Consider the following 15222-nt stretch of genomic DNA (forward strand, 5'->3'; position numbering starts at 1 on the left):
CAAGTTTAATGTCACGGCGATCAATCAGGTGTGGTGTGGTGATGTGACGTACATCAAGGTGGGTAAGCGCTGGATGTACTTCGCGGCAGTACTGGATTTGTTTGCTCGCAGGATCGTGGGGTGGTCGTTTTCAATGATTTCCGATGACTCTGACCTGCGAAGCGTTGCGGATGGCGGTGCAATTGCGAGGCCGTCCAAAAGAGGTGCTGTTTCATTCTGATCAAGGTTGCCAATACACCAGCCACAAATTCAGGAATGAGATGCGCAAGCATGGACTCCTGCAAAGCATGAGTCGCAAAGGTGAGTGCTGGGACAACGCCCCGATGGAGCGTTTCTTTGGGAGCCTGAAATCAGAGTGGGTGCCAGAAGATGGCTACAGCTCGGAGCATGACGCCCGCGTGGATGTGCAGCGTTATGTGATGCGTTACAACAACGTCAGGCTCCATAGCTACAACGACTATCGGTCGCCGGTAGCTATGGAGAAACTGGCGGCGTGAAACCTTAACTGGTGTCCAGAATTACTTGACCAGTTCAGCTTGCCCGCGAAGAGGCAGGTACATCCAACATCTTTGCAAGCTGACCCAGCGCCTTCGCGAGCAAGCCCCCTCCCACAATGGGGTTGTGGCGAACGTTAATCCTGCGGCCAACCCGAGTGACTGTGGGAGCGGGCTTGCCCGCGAAGAGGCAGGTACATCCAACATCTTTGCAAGCTGACCCAGCGCCTTCGCGAGCAAGCCCGCTCCCACAATGGGGTTGTGGCGAACGTTAATCCTGCGGCCAACCCGAGTGCCTGTGGGAGCGGGCTTGCCCGCGAAGAGGCAGGTACATCCAACATCTTTGCAAGCTGACCCAGCGCCTTCGCGAGCAAGCCCGCTCCCACAATGGGGTTGTGGCGAACGTTAATCCTGCGGCCAACCCGAGTGACTGTGGGAGCGGGCTTGCCCGCGAAGGGGCCGGTACATCCAACATCTTTGCAAGCCGAGCAGCGCCTTCGCGGGCAAGCCCGCTCCCACGGGGCTTTTCTGTTAAACCCTGAACTGATTGATCAACCGCCGCTGCTGCTCCGCCAACTTGGTCAGCCCGGCGCTGGCGGCGCTGGACTCGTCCGCGCCGCTTGCGACTTCATTCGCCACCTGGCCGATGTTGATCACATTGCGGTTGATGTCATCGGCCACGGCGCTCTGTTCCTCGGCGGCGCTGGCGATCTGGGTGTTCATGTCGTTGATCACCGACACCGCCTGGGTGATCGTCTCCAGGGCCTGGGCCGCCTTCGCCGCGTGCTGCACGCTTTCATCGGTGCGGTGCTGGCTGTCTTCCATCACCCGCACCACATCCCGGGTGCCTTGTTGCAACTGCTGGATCATCGCCTGGATTTCTTCGGTGGCCTGTTGCGTCTTCTGTGCCAGGTTACGCACCTCATCGGCCACCACGGCGAAGCCGCGCCCTTGTTCACCGGCACGGGCTGCCTCGATGGCCGCGTTGAGGGCGAGCAGGTTGGTCTGCTCGGCGATCCCGCGAATGGCGGTGAGGATCGCGTTGATGTTCTCGCTGTCCTTGGCCAGGGTCTGCACCACGCTTACGGCCTTGCCGATTTCCGTTGCCAGGGCCCCAATGGCCGTGGAGGTGTCCTGGACAATCTGCATGCCCTGGCTGGCGGCCTGGTCGGCGTGGCTGGCAGCCTGCGCGGCCTGGGTCGCATTGCGGGCCACGTCCTGGGCGGTGGCGGTCATTTCCTGTACGGCGGTGGCCACCTGGTCGATCTCCGACATTTGCTTGTGCACGCCCTGGTTGGTGCGGATGGCGATGTCGGCGGTGTGTTCCGACGAATCGCTGACGCTCTGCACCGAGGTCACCACCTGCGTGATCATCCCCTGCAACTTGCTCAGGAAGGTGTTGAAGCCCTTGGCGATCGAGCCCAGCTCATCGGCGCGGTCGCTCACCAGGCGACGGGTCAGGTCGCCTTCGCCCTGGGCGATGTCATCGAGCATCGCCACCATCTGCTTGAGCGGTCGGGCAATGCCATGGCCCACCAGCCAGATCACCAGCAAGCCGATCCCGGCGATCACCAGGCCCACCATCGCCATGCCGAAAATATCCGCCTGGCGCTGGTGGTCGAGGTCGTTCTGCAACGCTTGCAGGTCAGCCATCACCGCGTTCAGCGGCAGTTGCAGCATCAGCGTCCAACGCGCGTTGGTTTCGCCAATGCCGAATGGCATGTACACCTCGATATGCCCGTGTTCTTCATCGACGTCGTAGCGCACTTCGCCGTTGCCAAGCTTGCCCAGGTTGTCCAGTTCGCTGGCGTCGAGCAGGTCGCTGGCTTTCTCTCCGAGTTTGCTCGGGTCCTTGGTGAAGGCCACGAAGCGGTTGTTGCTCGAGAGCAGGGCCATTTCCCCGGCGCCGTCGTACAGCTTGCCGTCGGCGGCCACGAGCATGTCCTGGATGAAGTTCACCGACAGGTCGGCCCCGACAATGCCCTGGAACTTGCCGTCGATGAGGATCGGTTCGATGAACGAGGCGAGCATGGTCATGGTGTCGCCAACCCGGTAGGGCGCCGGGTCGATCACGCAGGCCTTGCGGCTGTCCTGTGAGCACAGGTAGTACTCACTGGCGCGGATGCCGGTGGAGAGCAGTTTCTGGTCGGTCACGTCGGCGAGTTTTTCCAGGCCGAGGGTGCCGTCCTGGTTGCGAAACCACCAGGGCAGGAAGCGCCCGTTGGTTTCCATGCCCACCACCTGGCTGTTCGCGTAGCTGGCGTCGTCGTGATCGATGGCGTTCGGTTCCCAGGCGATGTAGGCGCCCAGGACCTTGGGATTGCGCACCACGGTTTCGCGCAGCAGGCTGATCATCTGCTCGCGGGGCACCTTCAAGGACGGGTTGCCGTCCGCGCCCTTCATGCCCATCAGTGCGTTTGTGGTGGCAAGACCCTTGGCCAGTTGCAGCGGCGCCTCCAGTTCCCGTTGGATCAAGCTGGCCTGGGTACGGGCCAGGGCGCTGAGGCGCTGTTCGATGAGTTGTTCGAATTGCGCCTTGGTCCGCTGTTGCACCATCTCCTGGGTGCGGGCACCCGCAAACAACGCGTACAGCACCAGGGCGCCGACCACGCTGAGAACGATGGCACCCGCCAGGGCCGCCACGGAAAACTGGATCGATTTGAATTTCATAAAGGCTCCGGACGCAGGATGACGTCTGGAACCTGTATCGGCGTTTGGCTGCCCCGGCATAAGGCGCTATTCGTCGGATGACTGTTTTGGAGGGGTGGGTGTCGCAAATGGACGGGGTGGGGGGCTGCGCGAAAAATTGTAATCCGTCGTGATGTATCTGGCGCCGATACAAATCACCGCCTAGGATACGCCCACGTTTCCAGGGAGCTTCTTATATGCACAAGACATTGATGGTGAGTGTACTGAGCGCGGGCCTTCTGCTCGCCGGTTGCCAATCGGTGAATACCACCAGCGGCGGAGCCGTGGGCGTAGAGCGCAAGCAGTACATGTTCAGCATGTTGTCGACCGACGAGGTCAACCAGATGTATGCCCAGTCCTACCAGAAGACGGTGGGCGAGGCGAGCACCCAGGGTGCGTTGGACAAGACCAGCAATGAAGCCAAGCGCGTGCAGGCCATTGCCAGCCGACTGATCGCCCAGGCGCCGGTGTTCCGTCCGGACTCGGCGCAATGGAAGTGGGAAGTGAACCTGATCAAGAGCGACGAGCTCAACGCCAACTGCGGGCCTGGCGGCAAGATCATTTTCTACACCGGGTTGATCGATTCGCTGCAACTGACCGACGATGAAATCGCTGCGGTCATGGGCCATGAAATCGCCCACGCCCTGCGCGAGCACGGTCGTGAGGCGATGTCCAAGGCCTACGGCATCGAGATGGCCAAGCAGGGCGCCGGTGCCTTGTTCGGCCTGGGCCAGGACAGCCTGGCGCTGGCCGACACCGTGGCCAACTATGGCATGACCCTGCCCAACAGCCGTGCCAACGAGAACGAAGCCGACCTGATCGGCCTCGAACTCGCCGCCCGTGCCGGTTACAACCCGAACGCCGCGATCACCTTGTGGAACAAGATGAGCAAGGCCTCGGAAGGCGCGCCGCCGGAGTTCATGAGCACGCACCCGGCGTCCAGCAGCCGGATCGCTTCGTTGCAGGCGGCCATTCCGAAGGTGATGCCGCTTTACCAGCAGGCCAAGAAGTAACCCGCGTCATGCGCTGATGTGCTTTTGTGGCGAGGGAGCTTGCTCCCGCTGGACTGCGCAGCAGGCCCAACTGGCGACTGCTGCGCAGCCGATCGGGAGCAAGCTCCCTCGCCACGACGCCTCTTTAAACCCACCCGCTGCTCTGCATCGCCTTGTACACCGCGACAACCGCCAGGACGAAGAAGGCCGAGGCGGCCAGTCGGCGGATCAGGTTCAGGGGCAGTTTCTCGGCCGCGAAGTTGCCGGCCAGTACCACCGGCACGTTGGCAATCAGCATGCCCAGGGTGGTGCCGATGATCACCAGCCACAGCTCCGGGTACTGCGCAGCGAGCATTACCGTGGCGATCTGCGTCTTGTCACCGATTTCCGCCAGGAAGAACGCGATCAGCGTGGTCAGGAATGGGCCGAACGTGCGGGCGGTGGTGGTTTCCTCGTCGTCCAGCTTGTCCGGGACCAGGGTCCACAGCGCCGTGGCCGCGAAACTGGCCGCCAGGATCCAGTGCAAGACCGCATCCGAGAAGATACTGCCCACCCAGGCCCCCACGGCCCCGGCGGCCGCATGGTTGGCGAGCGTTGCCGCGATGATGCCGGCGATGATTGGCCAGGGTTTGCGAAAGCGTGCCGCGAGGATGAGCGCGAGCAATTGCGTCTTGTCGCCGATTTCGGCCAACGCAACGATGGCGGTAGGTACGAGAAATGAGTCCAGCATCAGGTGGTTCCTAAAGGGGCGGGTCGACACGGCTATGACACGTACAGCCTTCCCGCCCCGGGTAAGGTGTGCGTGTCATAGGTCTTGTCAAACCCAGCGACCATCTGCGTGGACGCTTGGGCCGCATACGCCATGGTCTGCTGACCAAGTGTGTTGACGTATGCCGGGCGAGCAGGGCGCTCGCGGGAGACTACTCCCCTAGGACGGAGCGGATTCTGCCTAGGCAAATCCGATAGGGCAAGCGTTGTTTTCCAAAAAGCCTCAGCCGCGCCTGGCCTGGTAGATACGAAACCCTTGACCCTCGGCCTTGATCGAGCAGGCACCCAGGTGCTCTTCGATCAGTGGCTGGTACTTGAGGAAACTGTTGGCGACCAGTCGCAGTTCGCCGCCGTTTTTCAGGTGTTTCGCGGCTTTTCGCAGCAGGTTTTCCGTGGCGAAGTAATCGGTGTGCACGCCGACGTGGAATGGCGGGTTGCTCAGGATCGCGTTCAAGCCCATCGGTGCGGCGTCGATCCCGTCACCGGTCAGCACCTCGGCGTCCAGGCCGTTGGCCGCCAGGGTCAGGCGACTGCTGGCGGCGGCGAAGGCGTCCACGTCCAGCATTGTGACGGTGTTGTGGGGATAGCGCCGCTTGACCACCGCCCCGAGCACGCCGGCGCCGCAGCCGAAGTCCAGCAAATGGCCGCCGGGCAGTTTGTCCAGGTGTTCGAGCAGCAGTGCGCTGCCGCGATCCAGGCGACCGTGGCTGAACACGCCGGGCAGGCTGACGACGGTCAGCGGGCCTTCGGCCAGGGGCAGTTCGTAGGTCTGGGCCAGGCTTTCCAGAGGCTTGGCCTCGGGGGCGTTGGCCACGGTGACCTGCCACAACTGGCAATGCCGCGCGCTGTCGAGCTTGCGCGGCTTGCCAAAGGGGTTGAGCTGCTTGGACGCGCCTTCGATGCCGCTGCGTTTTTCCCCGACCAGGTACACCTCGCGGCCGGCCAGGCGCGCCGCCACGGCGTTGAGGATGTAGTCGGTGAGGTCCTTGGCCTTGGGCAGGAACACCACGGCAGTGTCGAACCCGCGCTCGGGCACGGTGACGCCAAAGTGGCTGCGCTGTGGGAAACGCGCGTCCAGCGCTGCCTGATCGCCAGCGTGCCAGCACCAGCCGTGGGCGTCGGGCAGGCGGCCGAGCAGGTCGTCGGCGGGCAAGCCGGCCAGCAGCACCGAGCCCTGGAATAACTCGGCCTGACGAAGCAGTACTTCACTGCGCGGGTCCATGGTCTGCTCCTTGAAAAAAAGTGCGGCAGTTTATCAACTGACGACCCGTCGCGCTGTACCGCTGAAAAAGCCCTGGGCATTTTCGCACATTTGCCCAACGATCCGCTGCCGCGCCTCGCGGCTGCCCCAGGCATTGTGCGGGGTGACAATCAAGCGCGGGATGTCGCCCGCCAGCAGGGGGTTGCCCTGGCTTGGCGGTTCCACGCTCAGCACGTCGGTGGCGGCACCGCCCAGGTGGCCGCTGCGCAGCGCCTCGGCCAGGGCCTGTTCGTCGATCAGGCCACCGCGGGCGGTGTTGACCACGAAGGCGCCGGGTTTGAGTTGGGCCAGTTCGCGGGCTCCGATAAGGTTTCGCGTGTGTTCGTTGAGCGGGCAGTGCAGGGTCAGCGCATCGACCTGTGGCAGCAATTGGTCAAGCGCCAGGCGGTCTGGACGGGCCGGGCGTCCGGGAATCTGCCCCAACAGGACGCGCATGCCGAAGGCTTCGGCCAGCCGCCCGACGGCGCTGCCCAGTTCACCGTGGCCCAGCAGTCCCAGGGTCTTGCCTTGCAGCTCGACGATCGGGTAGTCCAGCAGGCAGAACTGCGAAGCCTGCTGCCAGCGACCTGCACCGACCGCTTTCTGGTAGTCGGCCAATCGTGTCGCCAGGTTCAGCAACAGCATGATCGTGTGTTGGGCCACCGACGGCGTGCCGTAGCCCTGGCAATTGCACACGGTGATGCCATGGCTGCGGGCGGCCACCAAATCGACATTGTTGGTGCCGGTGGCGCTGATCAGGATCAGCTTCAATCCGGGGTTGGCGGCCATCGCGGCCGCGTCGATCACCACTTTGTTGGTGATCGCCACGGTGGCGCCCTTGAGCCGTTCGGCCACCTGCTCCGGCGTGGTGCGGGCGAACAACTGCAACGTGTCGAAGCAGTTGCGCAGCGGCTCCAGGTCCAGGTCGCCGAGGTCCAGGGACGGGTGATCGAGGAAAACGGCGCGGGCGGTGTTTGTCATCAGCTGTACCTTTTATGTCTGGAACCGAAGGCGTAATGTGGCGAGCCTATCAGATGCGTTGTGGCATGACGCCGGGCATGTCTGGCAAGGAAGCGGACCGTGGCGAGGGAGCTTGCTCCCGTTCGAGTGCGCAGCACTCGCAGGCTCCCTGGGGCCGCTTCGCAGCCCAGCGGGAGCAAGCTCCCTCGCCACAAAGCTGTTTCGCCACGATGTTCCACTTAACGAGAATGGCCGCCAAGGAGCCCCCATGTACCTCACCGAGTTTCTCACCGTCGCCCTGATCCACCTGCTGGCCGTCGCCAGTCCCGGGCCGGACTTTGCCGTGGTGGTGCGCGAAAGCGTGACCCATGGCCGGCGTGCCGGGACCTGGACGGCCCTGGGCGTGGGCACGGCGATCTTCCTGCACGTGGGCTACTCGTTGCTGGGCATCGGCCTGATCGTGTCGCAATCGATCGTGCTGTTCAACGCGCTGAAATGGGCCGCCGCCGCGTACCTGCTGTACATCGGCTTCAAGGCGCTGCGGGCGAAACCGGCCAAGCCCACCGCGGAAAACCTGCACAAGGAAGTCGGCGAGCGCAGCGCTCGCGGGGCGTTTACCGCAGGCTTCATCACCAATGGCCTGAACCCCAAGGCCACGCTGTTCTTCCTGTCGCTGTTCACCGTGGTGATCAACCCGCACACGCCGCTGGCGGTCCAGGCCGGCTATGGCGTGTACCTGGCGGTCGCGACCGCGGTGTGGTTCTGTCTGGTGGCCATGTTGTTCAGCCAGCAACGGGTGCGTGCCGGTTTTGCGCGCATGGGCCACTGGTTCGACCGCACCATGGGCGCGGTGCTCGTTGCCATTGGCGTGAAACTGGCCTTCACCGAAATGCATTGAGCCGCTGAATGCCCCGGGTTCATGCCCGGGGTGATCTGCCCATCAGGCCTGGCGTCGGCGGGCGTAGTCCAGGAATGCTTCGAGGTCGTCGCTGCACAGCAAGGGCGAGATGGCCTTGACCTCCTCCAGTGGCCACTCCCACCAGGCTGACGCCAGCAGGGCCTGGCGCACCGGTTCCTCGAAGCGCCAGCGGATGAACCGACAAGGGTTGCCGCCGACAACGGCGTAGGGCTCGACATCACGCGTCACTACGGCACCGGCGGCCACGACAGCGCCGTGGCCGATGGTCACGCCGGAGAGAATCATCGTTTCGGCGCAGATCCAGCAGTCGCTGCCAATCACCACGTCGCCCTTAGTCGGGTTGCTGCCGGGAATGTGCCTGGCCTCGTCGATCATCAGTGGGAAAGGAAACGTACTGACCCAGTCCATGCGATGCCCACCCCCCAGAAGGATCTTCACACCGTTGGCGATGGAGGTGTAGGCGCCGATCTTGAGCACCGCGTCGTCGCCGAACTCGGTCACCTCGGGGATGCCATAAGTGCCGACGCCGACTTGATACTGGGGGTAGCGCAGGCGGATTTTCTCCGGGGCCCTTTCGAGCTTTTCCAGGCGCTTGAGGTACTTGCGGGTCCTGCGCTCCTTGAGCTTCTGCAAAAACTTCACGAACCGGACCTCACGGTCGAGCGCGACAGCAGCAGCCGCCGGAAACGCCGCAGGCTGGTCTTGTTCCAGTGACGCCATGGAATGCTGCGCAGCAGTTTCCAGGCGTCTTTCTTGTCTTCCACCACGGCGTACTTCAGTGCCTTGTGAATCAGCACGATACGGGCTGATTCGTACTCGGGATGATCACGGTAGGGGGCGATGGCCGCCAGGTCCGCTTCGAGCATCAACTTGTACTTTCGCGACAGGTTGTCGGGGTGGCGTCGATAACGCGTGACCGTGACGGGCAACTCGTGGACTTCATAGCCTTGGTGCGCGATGCGCAGGGTGATCTGGAAGTCCTGGACCCGCAGCAATGGGTCATAGAAGTCGGCGCTGCGCAGGGCGCTCATGCGGTACAGCGCCGTTGGCGCGCCAATCACCACGGCCTCGCGCAGGATGTCGTCGAAGGTGTAGACCCGGGTGGTGGTGCGGCGTTGTTCCTTGATGGCCTGGCCGTTGCTGTTCATGTAGATGATCAGCGCGCCGACACACCCCGTCTCGGGATGATGGTCGAGGTAGTCGGCGCGCACGCGCAACGAGTGCGGCAACATCACGTCATCGAGGTCCGGCGTCGACACATACGCGCCCCTGGCGTATTTCAGGCCATGGTTGAGTGCGGCGCTGACGCCTTGGTTCGCCTGGGAATAGAGCTGGAAGTCATAGGTCTGCTGCAACTGCCGGAGCATGGCAAGGCTGTTGTCGGTCGAGCCGTCGTCGACCACGATGACTTCGTAGTTCGGGTAATCCTGCGCGAAGATGCTGTGAATGGCCTCTTCCAGGTACTTCTCGGCGTTATAGCAAGGCGCCACGATTGAAACCAGCGGCGGCGTTTGCGACGCGGTGGCCTGGGGAGGCGCTAATTCAGTGCTCATTGTTCTCCGTAATGGCCAGGCGGCAATCTTTATTCGTCCATGGGGTTTGTAACAAAGCGGATGACATATGCTCGCCTTTGAAGACCGTTCTGACAAGGTTTAGTACAAATGGCCCGGGAACCGAGTGCTAGATGGCTCAAGGCTAGCATTGATGGGCCGACCAAATCATTCCTTTGGCTGATTTGGTCGGTGTATAAGCCCTCTAGAGTGCTTACCTCCAGCCAAGACCGTGCAGTCAGAAAAGGGACTCCCATGTTGCAGACTCGCGTTATTCCCCCAGCCGAAGGCGCTTATCAATATCCGTTGCTGATCAAACGACTGCTGATGTCCGGTGCCCGTTATGAGAAAACCCGCGAGATCATCTACCGTGACCAGTTGCGCTACACCTACCCGACGCTGATCGAACGGGTCGCGCGCCTGGCCAATGTCCTGACCGAGGCCGGGGTCAAGGCGGGCGATACCGTGGCGGTGATGGACTGGGACAGCCACCGCTACCTGGAGTGCATGTTCGCCATCCCGATGATCGGGGCCGTGATCCACACCATCAACGTGCGCCTGTCGCCGGAGCAGATCCTCTACACCATGAACCACGCCGAGGACCGCTTCGTGCTGGTCAACAGCGAGTTCGTCGGCCTGTACCAGGCCATTGCCGGGCACCTGACCACGGTCGAGAAGACCCTGCTGCTCACCGACCTGCCGGAAAAAACCGCCGAGCTGCCCAACCTGGTGGGCGAGTACGAGCAGTTGCTGGCCGCCGCCAGCCCCACCCATGACTTCCAGGACTTCGACGAAAATTCCGTCGCCACCACGTTCTACACCACCGGCACCACCGGCAACCCCAAGGGGGTGTACTTCACCCACCGGCAACTGGTGCTGCACACCATGGGCGTGGCGACCATCATGGGGTCCATCGACAGCGTGCGGTTGCTGGGCACCAATGACGTCTACATGCCGATCACGCCGATGTTCCATGTACATGCCTGGGGCCTGCCGTATGTGGCGACCATGCTCGGCCTCAAGCAGGTCTATCCGGGCCGCTACGACCCTGAACTCCTCGTGCAGCTGTGGCACAAGGAAAAGGTCACCTTTTCCCATTGCGTGCCGACCATCCTGCAGATGCTCCTCAACGCCAAGGGCGCCCAGGGCACCGATTTCGGCGGTTGGAAAATCGTCATCGGTGGCAGCGCCCTGAACCGCAGCCTCTACGAAACGGCCAAGGCCAGGGGGATCCAGCTCACCGCCGCCTATGGCATGTCGGAAACCGGCCCGCTGGTTTCCTGCGCGCACCTCAACGCAGAACTGCTCGCGGGCAGCGAGGACGAGCGCACCACCTACCGGATCAAGGCCGGCGTGCCGGGTCCGCTGGTGGAGGCGGCGATTATCGATGCCGAGGGTCGCTTCCTGCCTGCCGACGGCGAGACCCAGGGCGAACTGGTGCTGCGTGCGCCATGGCTCACCGAAGGCTACTTCAACGAGCCGCAGAAGGGCACCGAGCTCTGGGCGGGCGGCTGGTTGCACACCGGTGACGTCGCCACGCTCGACAGCATGGGCGTGATCGACATCCGCGATCGGATCAAGGACGTGATCAAGACCGGTGGCGAATGGATCTCGTCCCTGGACCTGGAAGACCTCATCAGCCGTCACGTGGCGGTACGCGAAGTAGCAGTGGTCGGCGTCCCCGATCCACAGTGGGGCGAGCGTCCGTTTGCCTTGCTGGTGATTCGCGAAGGGCATCAGATCGGGGCGCGCGAGCTCAAGGAACACCTCAAGCCGTTCGTCGAACTGGGGCACTTGAGCAAGTGGGCGATTCCGAGCCAGATCGCCCTTGTTACTGAAATTCCCAAGACCAGCGTCGGCAAGCTCGACAAGAAGCGCATCCGCGTCGACATCACCGAATGGCAGAGCAACAACAGCACTTTCCTCTCGACGCTTTGAGCCTTTTTACCGTGCCCGAAAGGGCACGGCAGCCCCACCAAGCAAGCGCTTGCCTTGTCAAACCGCAAATTTCAGCCATCCTTGCCGTGCCGACACCTGTCGGCCTGGCGAAAGGACTGTTCCAGAGTGGTCGGGGCTGCAAATCACACTTTAGAGGGATCAAGCCGTACTACCTGCTGGCTATAGTCCGTTGACGGATTTTTCAGGAACGGGGCGCACGCACGAAAGGGTGATGCGACTTCGACGGATGTCGGGACGCTGCCGCTCCCAGCCGTTGGGGTATTCCTGGATAACCACTGCCATAACAATAATGCAATGGAGTAGCGTCGATGACCTCAGCAACCACGTTCTGGCGCCGGGCAAAATTGCCTCTGGCGGTCAGTCTCGCCTCTTCGCTCGCCGGGCCAGCCTTCGGCGTCAGCTTCAACATCGGTGAAATCGAAGGCCAGTTCGACTCGTCCCTGTCGGTCGGCGCGAGCTGGTCCACGGCCAAGCCCAACAAGGACCTGATCGGCGTCAACAACGGCGGCAAGGGCCTGTCCCAGACCTCCGATGACGGCCACCTGAACTTCAAGCGTGGGGAAACCTTCTCGAAGATCTTCAAGGGCATCCATGACCTGGAGCTGAAATACGGCGATACCGGCGTGTTCGTACGTGGCAAGTACTGGTACGACTTCGAACTCAAGGACGAAAGCCGCCTGTACAAGGACATCAGCGACAACAACCGCAAGGAAGGCGCCAAGTCCTCCGGCGGGCAGATCCTCGATGCGTTCGTCTACCATAACTACGCGATCGCCGATCAGCCGGGCTCGGTCCGTCTGGGCAAGCAGGTCGTCAGCTGGGGCGAAAGCACCTTCATCCAGGGCGGCATCAACTCCATCAACCCGGTCGATGTGTCCGCGTTCCGTCGTCCCGGTGCCGAGATCAAGGAAGGCCTGATCCCGGTCAACATGTTCTACGTGTCCCAGAGCCTGACCGACAACCTCTCGGCCGAGGCGTTCTACCAGTTGGAATGGGACCAGACCGTGGTCGACAACTGCGGCACGTTCTTCTCCCAGCCGGATGTGATTGCCGATGGGTGCGACAACAACTTGCGGGTGTTGAACAAGCGTTCGAGCGTTCCGCTTCCGGGCGTTATCCTACCGATACTGGAAGGCCAGGGCGTCGATATCAACGAAGAAGGCGTGCTGGTGCGTCGTGGCCCGGACCGCGACGCCCGCGACAGCGGCCAATGGGGCGCATCGTTGAAGTACATGTTCGAACCGCTGGACACCGAGTTCGGTGCCTACTTCATGAACTACCACAGCCGTGCGCCGATTTTCAGCGCCCAGGGTGCTGCGCCACAGTTCTACACAGCCGGGCCCATCGCGGCATTGCGCCCGCTGATCGTGGCGGGTAATTCCAACTATTTCGTCGAGTACCCGGAAGACATCCGCTTGTACGGCTTGAGCTTCTCCACGACGCTGCCCACCGGCACGGCCTGGAGCGGTGAATTGAGCTACCGCCCGAATGCACCGGTGCAACTGAGCACCACCGACATTCTCTTCGCCGGCGTGACGCCGCTACCCGGGTTTGGCAATGCGTCGGTGCTCCAGGGCACGCCGGGCCAGGACCTGCACGGCTACAATCGCAAAGAGATCACGCAATTCCAGACCACCTTCACGCACTTCCTCGATCAGGTCATGGGCGCCAGCCGCCTGACCCTGGTGGGCGAAATCGGCGTTACCCATGTCGGTGGCCTGGAAAGCAGGTCCGAGGCGCGCTACGGCCGTGACCCGGTGTTCGGTCCGGGCAAACTGCCCAATGACTTCTGTAACTCGCTCAACACCTCGACGGCAACAGGTGGCGGCCAGACCATCGGCAACGTCAACAGCAACTGCAACAACGACGGCTTCACCACCTCCACCTCCTGGGGCTACCGCGCGCGCGCCATCTGGGAATACCCGGACGTCTTCGCCGGGGTGAACCTCAAGCCCAACGTGGCCTGGTCTCACGACGTCAAAGGCTACTCGCCAGGCCCTGGCGGCAACTTCGAGGAAGGCCGCAAAGCCGTCAGCCTCGGGCTGGATGCCGAATACCAGAACACCTACAACGCGAGCCTGGCCTACACCAACTTCTTTGGTGGCGATTTCAGCACCGTGGACGATCGCGACTTCCTGGCGCTCAGCGTCGGCGTGACCTTCTAAGCACCGTATTTCAGGACGACACACTATGAAAAAAACAAAGAGTCTGTTGCAGGTCGGCGTTTTGGGACTGTCCCTGCTGGCCGCCAGCGTCATGGCGGCAGTGCCTGCCGCCGAAGCCGACAAACTGGGCAAGAGCTTGACGCCGATGGGCGCCGAAATGGCCGGCAATGCCGACGGTTCGATCTCGGCCTGGAAACCCATGGCCAAGAATGCCGGCGCCGTCGACAGCAAGGGCTTCCTCGCCGACCCGTACGCCAGTGAGAAACCCCTGTTCACCATCACCGCGCAGAACGTCGACCAGTACAAGGACAAGCTCGCGCCGGGCCAGTACGCGATGTTCAAGCGCTACCCGGAAACCTTCAAGATGCCGGTCTACCCGACCCATCGCGGTGCCACGGTGCCGGACGAGGTGTATGCCTCGATCAAGAAAAACGCCGTGAACACCAAGCTGGTGTCCGGCGGCAACGGCCTGGAAAACTTCGAGACGGCCATCCCGTTCCCGATCCCCCAGAGCGGCGTGGAAGTGATCTGGAACCACATCACCCGCTATCGCGGCGGCAGCGTGACACGCCTGGTGACCCAGGCCACGCCGCAACCCAACGGCTCCTACAGCCTGGTGTACTTCCGCGACCAGTTCGTGTTCCGCGACAAGATGAAGGATTTCGATCCGGCCAACCCTGGCAACATCCTGTTCTACTTCAAGCAGCAAGTGACCGCGCCGGCGCGCCTGGCCGGTGGCGTACTGCTGGTGCACGAAACCCTCGACCAGGTGAAGGAGCCGCGTTCGGCGTGGGTCTACAACGCCGGCCAGCGCCGTGTGCGCCGTGCGCCGCAAGTGTCCTATGACGGCCCGGGTACTGCCGCCGACGGCCTGCGTACCTCCGACAACCTGGACATGTACAACGGCGCGCCGGATCGCTACGACTGGAAGCTCGAAGGCAAGAAAGAGCTGTACATCGCCGCCAACAGCTACAAGATCGATTCGCCGCAACTCAAGTACGCCGACATCCTCAAGGCCGGCCACATCAACCAGGACCTGACCCGCTACGAGCTGCGCCGCGTCTGGCACGTGACCGCGACCCTGAAGGAAGGCCAGCGCCACATCTACGCCAAGCGTGACTTCTTCATCGACGAAGACACCTGGCAAGCCGCGGTCATCGACCATTACGACGGTCGTGGCCAACTGTGGCGCGTGGCCGAGGCCCATGCCGAGAACTACTACGACAAGCAAGTGCCGTGGTACGCCCTGGAAACCCTCTACGACCTGCAGTCCGGCCGCTACCTGGCGCTGGGCATGAAGAACGAAGAGAAACAGGCCTACGACTTCGGCTTCACCGCCAGCACGGCCGATTTCACCCCTAACGCACTGCGTCAGGACGGCATTCGCTAAAAACCGCTTTACCCGAGGCCGCATCCTCGAAGAAACGCCCCGACCTGGTTCGGGGCGTTTTTTTTCCGAACACAAAGCCCTGTGGCGAGGGCGCTTG

Annotated in this window: 13 protein-coding genes, 1 pseudogene and 1 riboswitch; of the genes and pseudogenes, 7 read left to right on the plus strand and 7 right to left on the minus strand. The window is 62.5% G+C overall.

Annotated features, from left to right (window positions below; genetic code table 11):
- Together AD664_RS28205 and AD664_RS15510 are read left to right on the plus strand one after the other, a co-directional pair.
- Positions 1 to 220 (plus strand): DDE-type integrase/transposase/recombinase (locus AD664_RS28205; RefSeq protein WP_371260963.1); only part of this gene is annotated, 220 nt, incomplete at its 5' end.
- Positions 171 to 497, plus strand: a complete 327-nt coding sequence (locus AD664_RS15510) for an integrase core domain-containing protein (protein WP_053147862.1) — start codon at positions 171 to 173, stop codon at positions 495 to 497. The genes AD664_RS28205 and AD664_RS15510, both read left to right, overlap by 50 nt.
- 528 nt (positions 498 to 1025) lie before the next feature.
- Here AD664_RS15510 and AD664_RS28210 read toward each other — a convergent pair.
- Together AD664_RS28210 and AD664_RS28215 are read right to left on the minus strand one after the other, a co-directional pair.
- On the minus strand, positions 1026 to 1868 hold the full coding sequence (locus tag AD664_RS28210) for a methyl-accepting chemotaxis protein (RefSeq protein ID WP_371260964.1): 843 nt from the start codon (positions 1866 to 1868) through the stop codon (positions 1026 to 1028).
- Positions 1869 to 1883: 15 nt separating this feature from the next.
- Positions 1884 to 3224 (minus strand): annotated as a pseudogene (locus AD664_RS28215) (HAMP domain-containing protein); the annotation flags it as partial.
- Between the two features lie 155 nt (positions 3225 to 3379).
- On the opposite strand from AD664_RS28215, the gene AD664_RS15520 reads away from it, so the two are divergent.
- Entirely contained in the window at positions 3380 to 4195 is an 816-nt protein-coding gene (locus AD664_RS15520; protein ID WP_053147712.1) for a M48 family metallopeptidase, read from the plus strand.
- A gap of 124 nt (positions 4196 to 4319) precedes the next feature.
- Here AD664_RS15520 and AD664_RS15525 read toward each other — a convergent pair whose 3' ends face one another.
- The 3 genes from AD664_RS15525 to AD664_RS15535 all read right to left on the minus strand — a co-directional run bounded on the left by AD664_RS15525 (position 4320) and on the right by AD664_RS15535 (position 7163).
- Entirely contained in the window at positions 4320 to 4904 is a 585-nt protein-coding gene (locus AD664_RS15525) for a TMEM165/GDT1 family protein (RefSeq protein WP_042730742.1), read from the minus strand.
- Positions 4905 to 4994: 90 nt separating this feature from the next.
- Positions 4995 to 5115: riboswitch (yybP-ykoY riboswitch) on the minus strand.
- A gap of 50 nt (positions 5116 to 5165) precedes the next feature.
- A complete protein-coding gene (locus tag AD664_RS15530) occupies positions 5166 to 6164 on the minus strand; it encodes a class I SAM-dependent methyltransferase (RefSeq protein WP_042730743.1) in 999 nt (332 codons plus the stop codon).
- Between the two features lie 33 nt (positions 6165 to 6197).
- The gene (locus tag AD664_RS15535; protein WP_053147714.1) at positions 6198 to 7163 is read right to left on the minus strand and encodes a 2-hydroxyacid dehydrogenase; all 966 of its coding nucleotides are present in this window, start codon (positions 7161 to 7163) and stop codon (positions 6198 to 6200) included.
- Between the two features lie 247 nt (positions 7164 to 7410).
- Between AD664_RS15535 and AD664_RS15540 the strand changes: the two genes are divergently transcribed.
- On the plus strand, positions 7411 to 8040 hold the full coding sequence (locus tag AD664_RS15540) for a LysE family translocator (RefSeq protein WP_042730745.1): 630 nt from the start codon (positions 7411 to 7413) through the stop codon (positions 8038 to 8040).
- Positions 8041 to 8082: 42 nt separating this feature from the next.
- On the opposite strand, the gene AD664_RS15545 is transcribed toward AD664_RS15540, so the two are convergent.
- Positions 8083 to 8703, minus strand: coding sequence for a CatB-related O-acetyltransferase (locus tag AD664_RS15545; protein WP_053147715.1), 621 nt, complete (start codon positions 8701 to 8703; stop codon positions 8083 to 8085).
- On the minus strand, positions 8700 to 9614 hold the full coding sequence (locus AD664_RS15550) for a glycosyltransferase family 2 protein (protein ID WP_053147716.1): 915 nt from the start codon (positions 9612 to 9614) through the stop codon (positions 8700 to 8702). Before AD664_RS15550 ends, AD664_RS15545 begins: the two co-directional genes overlap by 4 nt.
- A 252-nt stretch (positions 9615 to 9866) precedes the next feature.
- On the opposite strand from AD664_RS15550, the gene AD664_RS15555 reads away from it, so the two are divergent.
- The 3 genes from AD664_RS15555 to AD664_RS15565 all read left to right on the plus strand — a co-directional run bounded on the left by AD664_RS15555 (position 9867) and on the right by AD664_RS15565 (position 15125).
- The gene (locus tag AD664_RS15555) at positions 9867 to 11549 is read left to right on the plus strand and encodes a fatty acid--CoA ligase (RefSeq protein ID WP_053147718.1); all 1683 of its coding nucleotides are present in this window, start codon (positions 9867 to 9869) and stop codon (positions 11547 to 11549) included.
- Between the two features lie 329 nt (positions 11550 to 11878).
- The gene (locus tag AD664_RS15560; protein WP_053147720.1) at positions 11879 to 13735 is read left to right on the plus strand and encodes a DUF1302 domain-containing protein; all 1857 of its coding nucleotides are present in this window, start codon (positions 11879 to 11881) and stop codon (positions 13733 to 13735) included.
- Between the two features lie 25 nt (positions 13736 to 13760).
- Entirely contained in the window at positions 13761 to 15125 is a 1365-nt protein-coding gene (locus tag AD664_RS15565) for a DUF1329 domain-containing protein (RefSeq protein ID WP_053147722.1), read from the plus strand.
- Positions 15126 to 15222: the final 97 nt, after the last annotated feature.

The organism is Pseudomonas sp. P97.38 (assembly GCF_001269745.1).
GTDB classification, from domain to species: Bacteria; Pseudomonadota; Gammaproteobacteria; order Pseudomonadales; family Pseudomonadaceae; genus Aquipseudomonas; species Aquipseudomonas chlororaphis_E.

Bases quoted from the DNA above. Each gene is read 5' to 3' on its own strand.
- AD664_RS15510 (WP_053147862.1), top strand. From the start codon at position 171: ATGGCGGTGCAATTGCGAGGCCGTCCAAAAGAGGTGCTGTTTCATTCT.
- AD664_RS28210 (WP_371260964.1), bottom strand. From the start codon at position 1,868: ATGATCACGCAGGTGGTGACCTCGGTGCAGAGCGTCAGCGATTCGTCG.
- AD664_RS15520 (WP_053147712.1), top strand. From the start codon at position 3,380: ATGCACAAGACATTGATGGTGAGTGTACTGAGCGCGGGCCTTCTGCTC.
- AD664_RS15525 (WP_042730742.1), bottom strand. From the start codon at position 4,904: ATGCTGGACTCATTTCTCGTACCTACCGCCATCGTTGCGTTGGCCGAA.
- AD664_RS15530 (WP_042730743.1), bottom strand. From the start codon at position 6,164: ATGGACCCGCGCAGTGAAGTACTGCTTCGTCAGGCCGAGTTATTCCAG.
- AD664_RS15535 (WP_053147714.1), bottom strand. From the start codon at position 7,163: ATGACAAACACCGCCCGCGCCGTTTTCCTCGATCACCCGTCCCTGGAC.
- AD664_RS15540 (WP_042730745.1), top strand. From the start codon at position 7,411: ATGTACCTCACCGAGTTTCTCACCGTCGCCCTGATCCACCTGCTGGCC.
- AD664_RS15550 (WP_053147716.1), bottom strand. From the start codon at position 9,614: ATGAGCACTGAATTAGCGCCTCCCCAGGCCACCGCGTCGCAAACGCCG.
- AD664_RS15555 (WP_053147718.1), top strand. From the start codon at position 9,867: ATGTTGCAGACTCGCGTTATTCCCCCAGCCGAAGGCGCTTATCAATAT.
- AD664_RS15560 (WP_053147720.1), top strand. From the start codon at position 11,879: ATGACCTCAGCAACCACGTTCTGGCGCCGGGCAAAATTGCCTCTGGCG.
- AD664_RS15565 (WP_053147722.1), top strand. From the start codon at position 13,761: ATGAAAAAAACAAAGAGTCTGTTGCAGGTCGGCGTTTTGGGACTGTCC.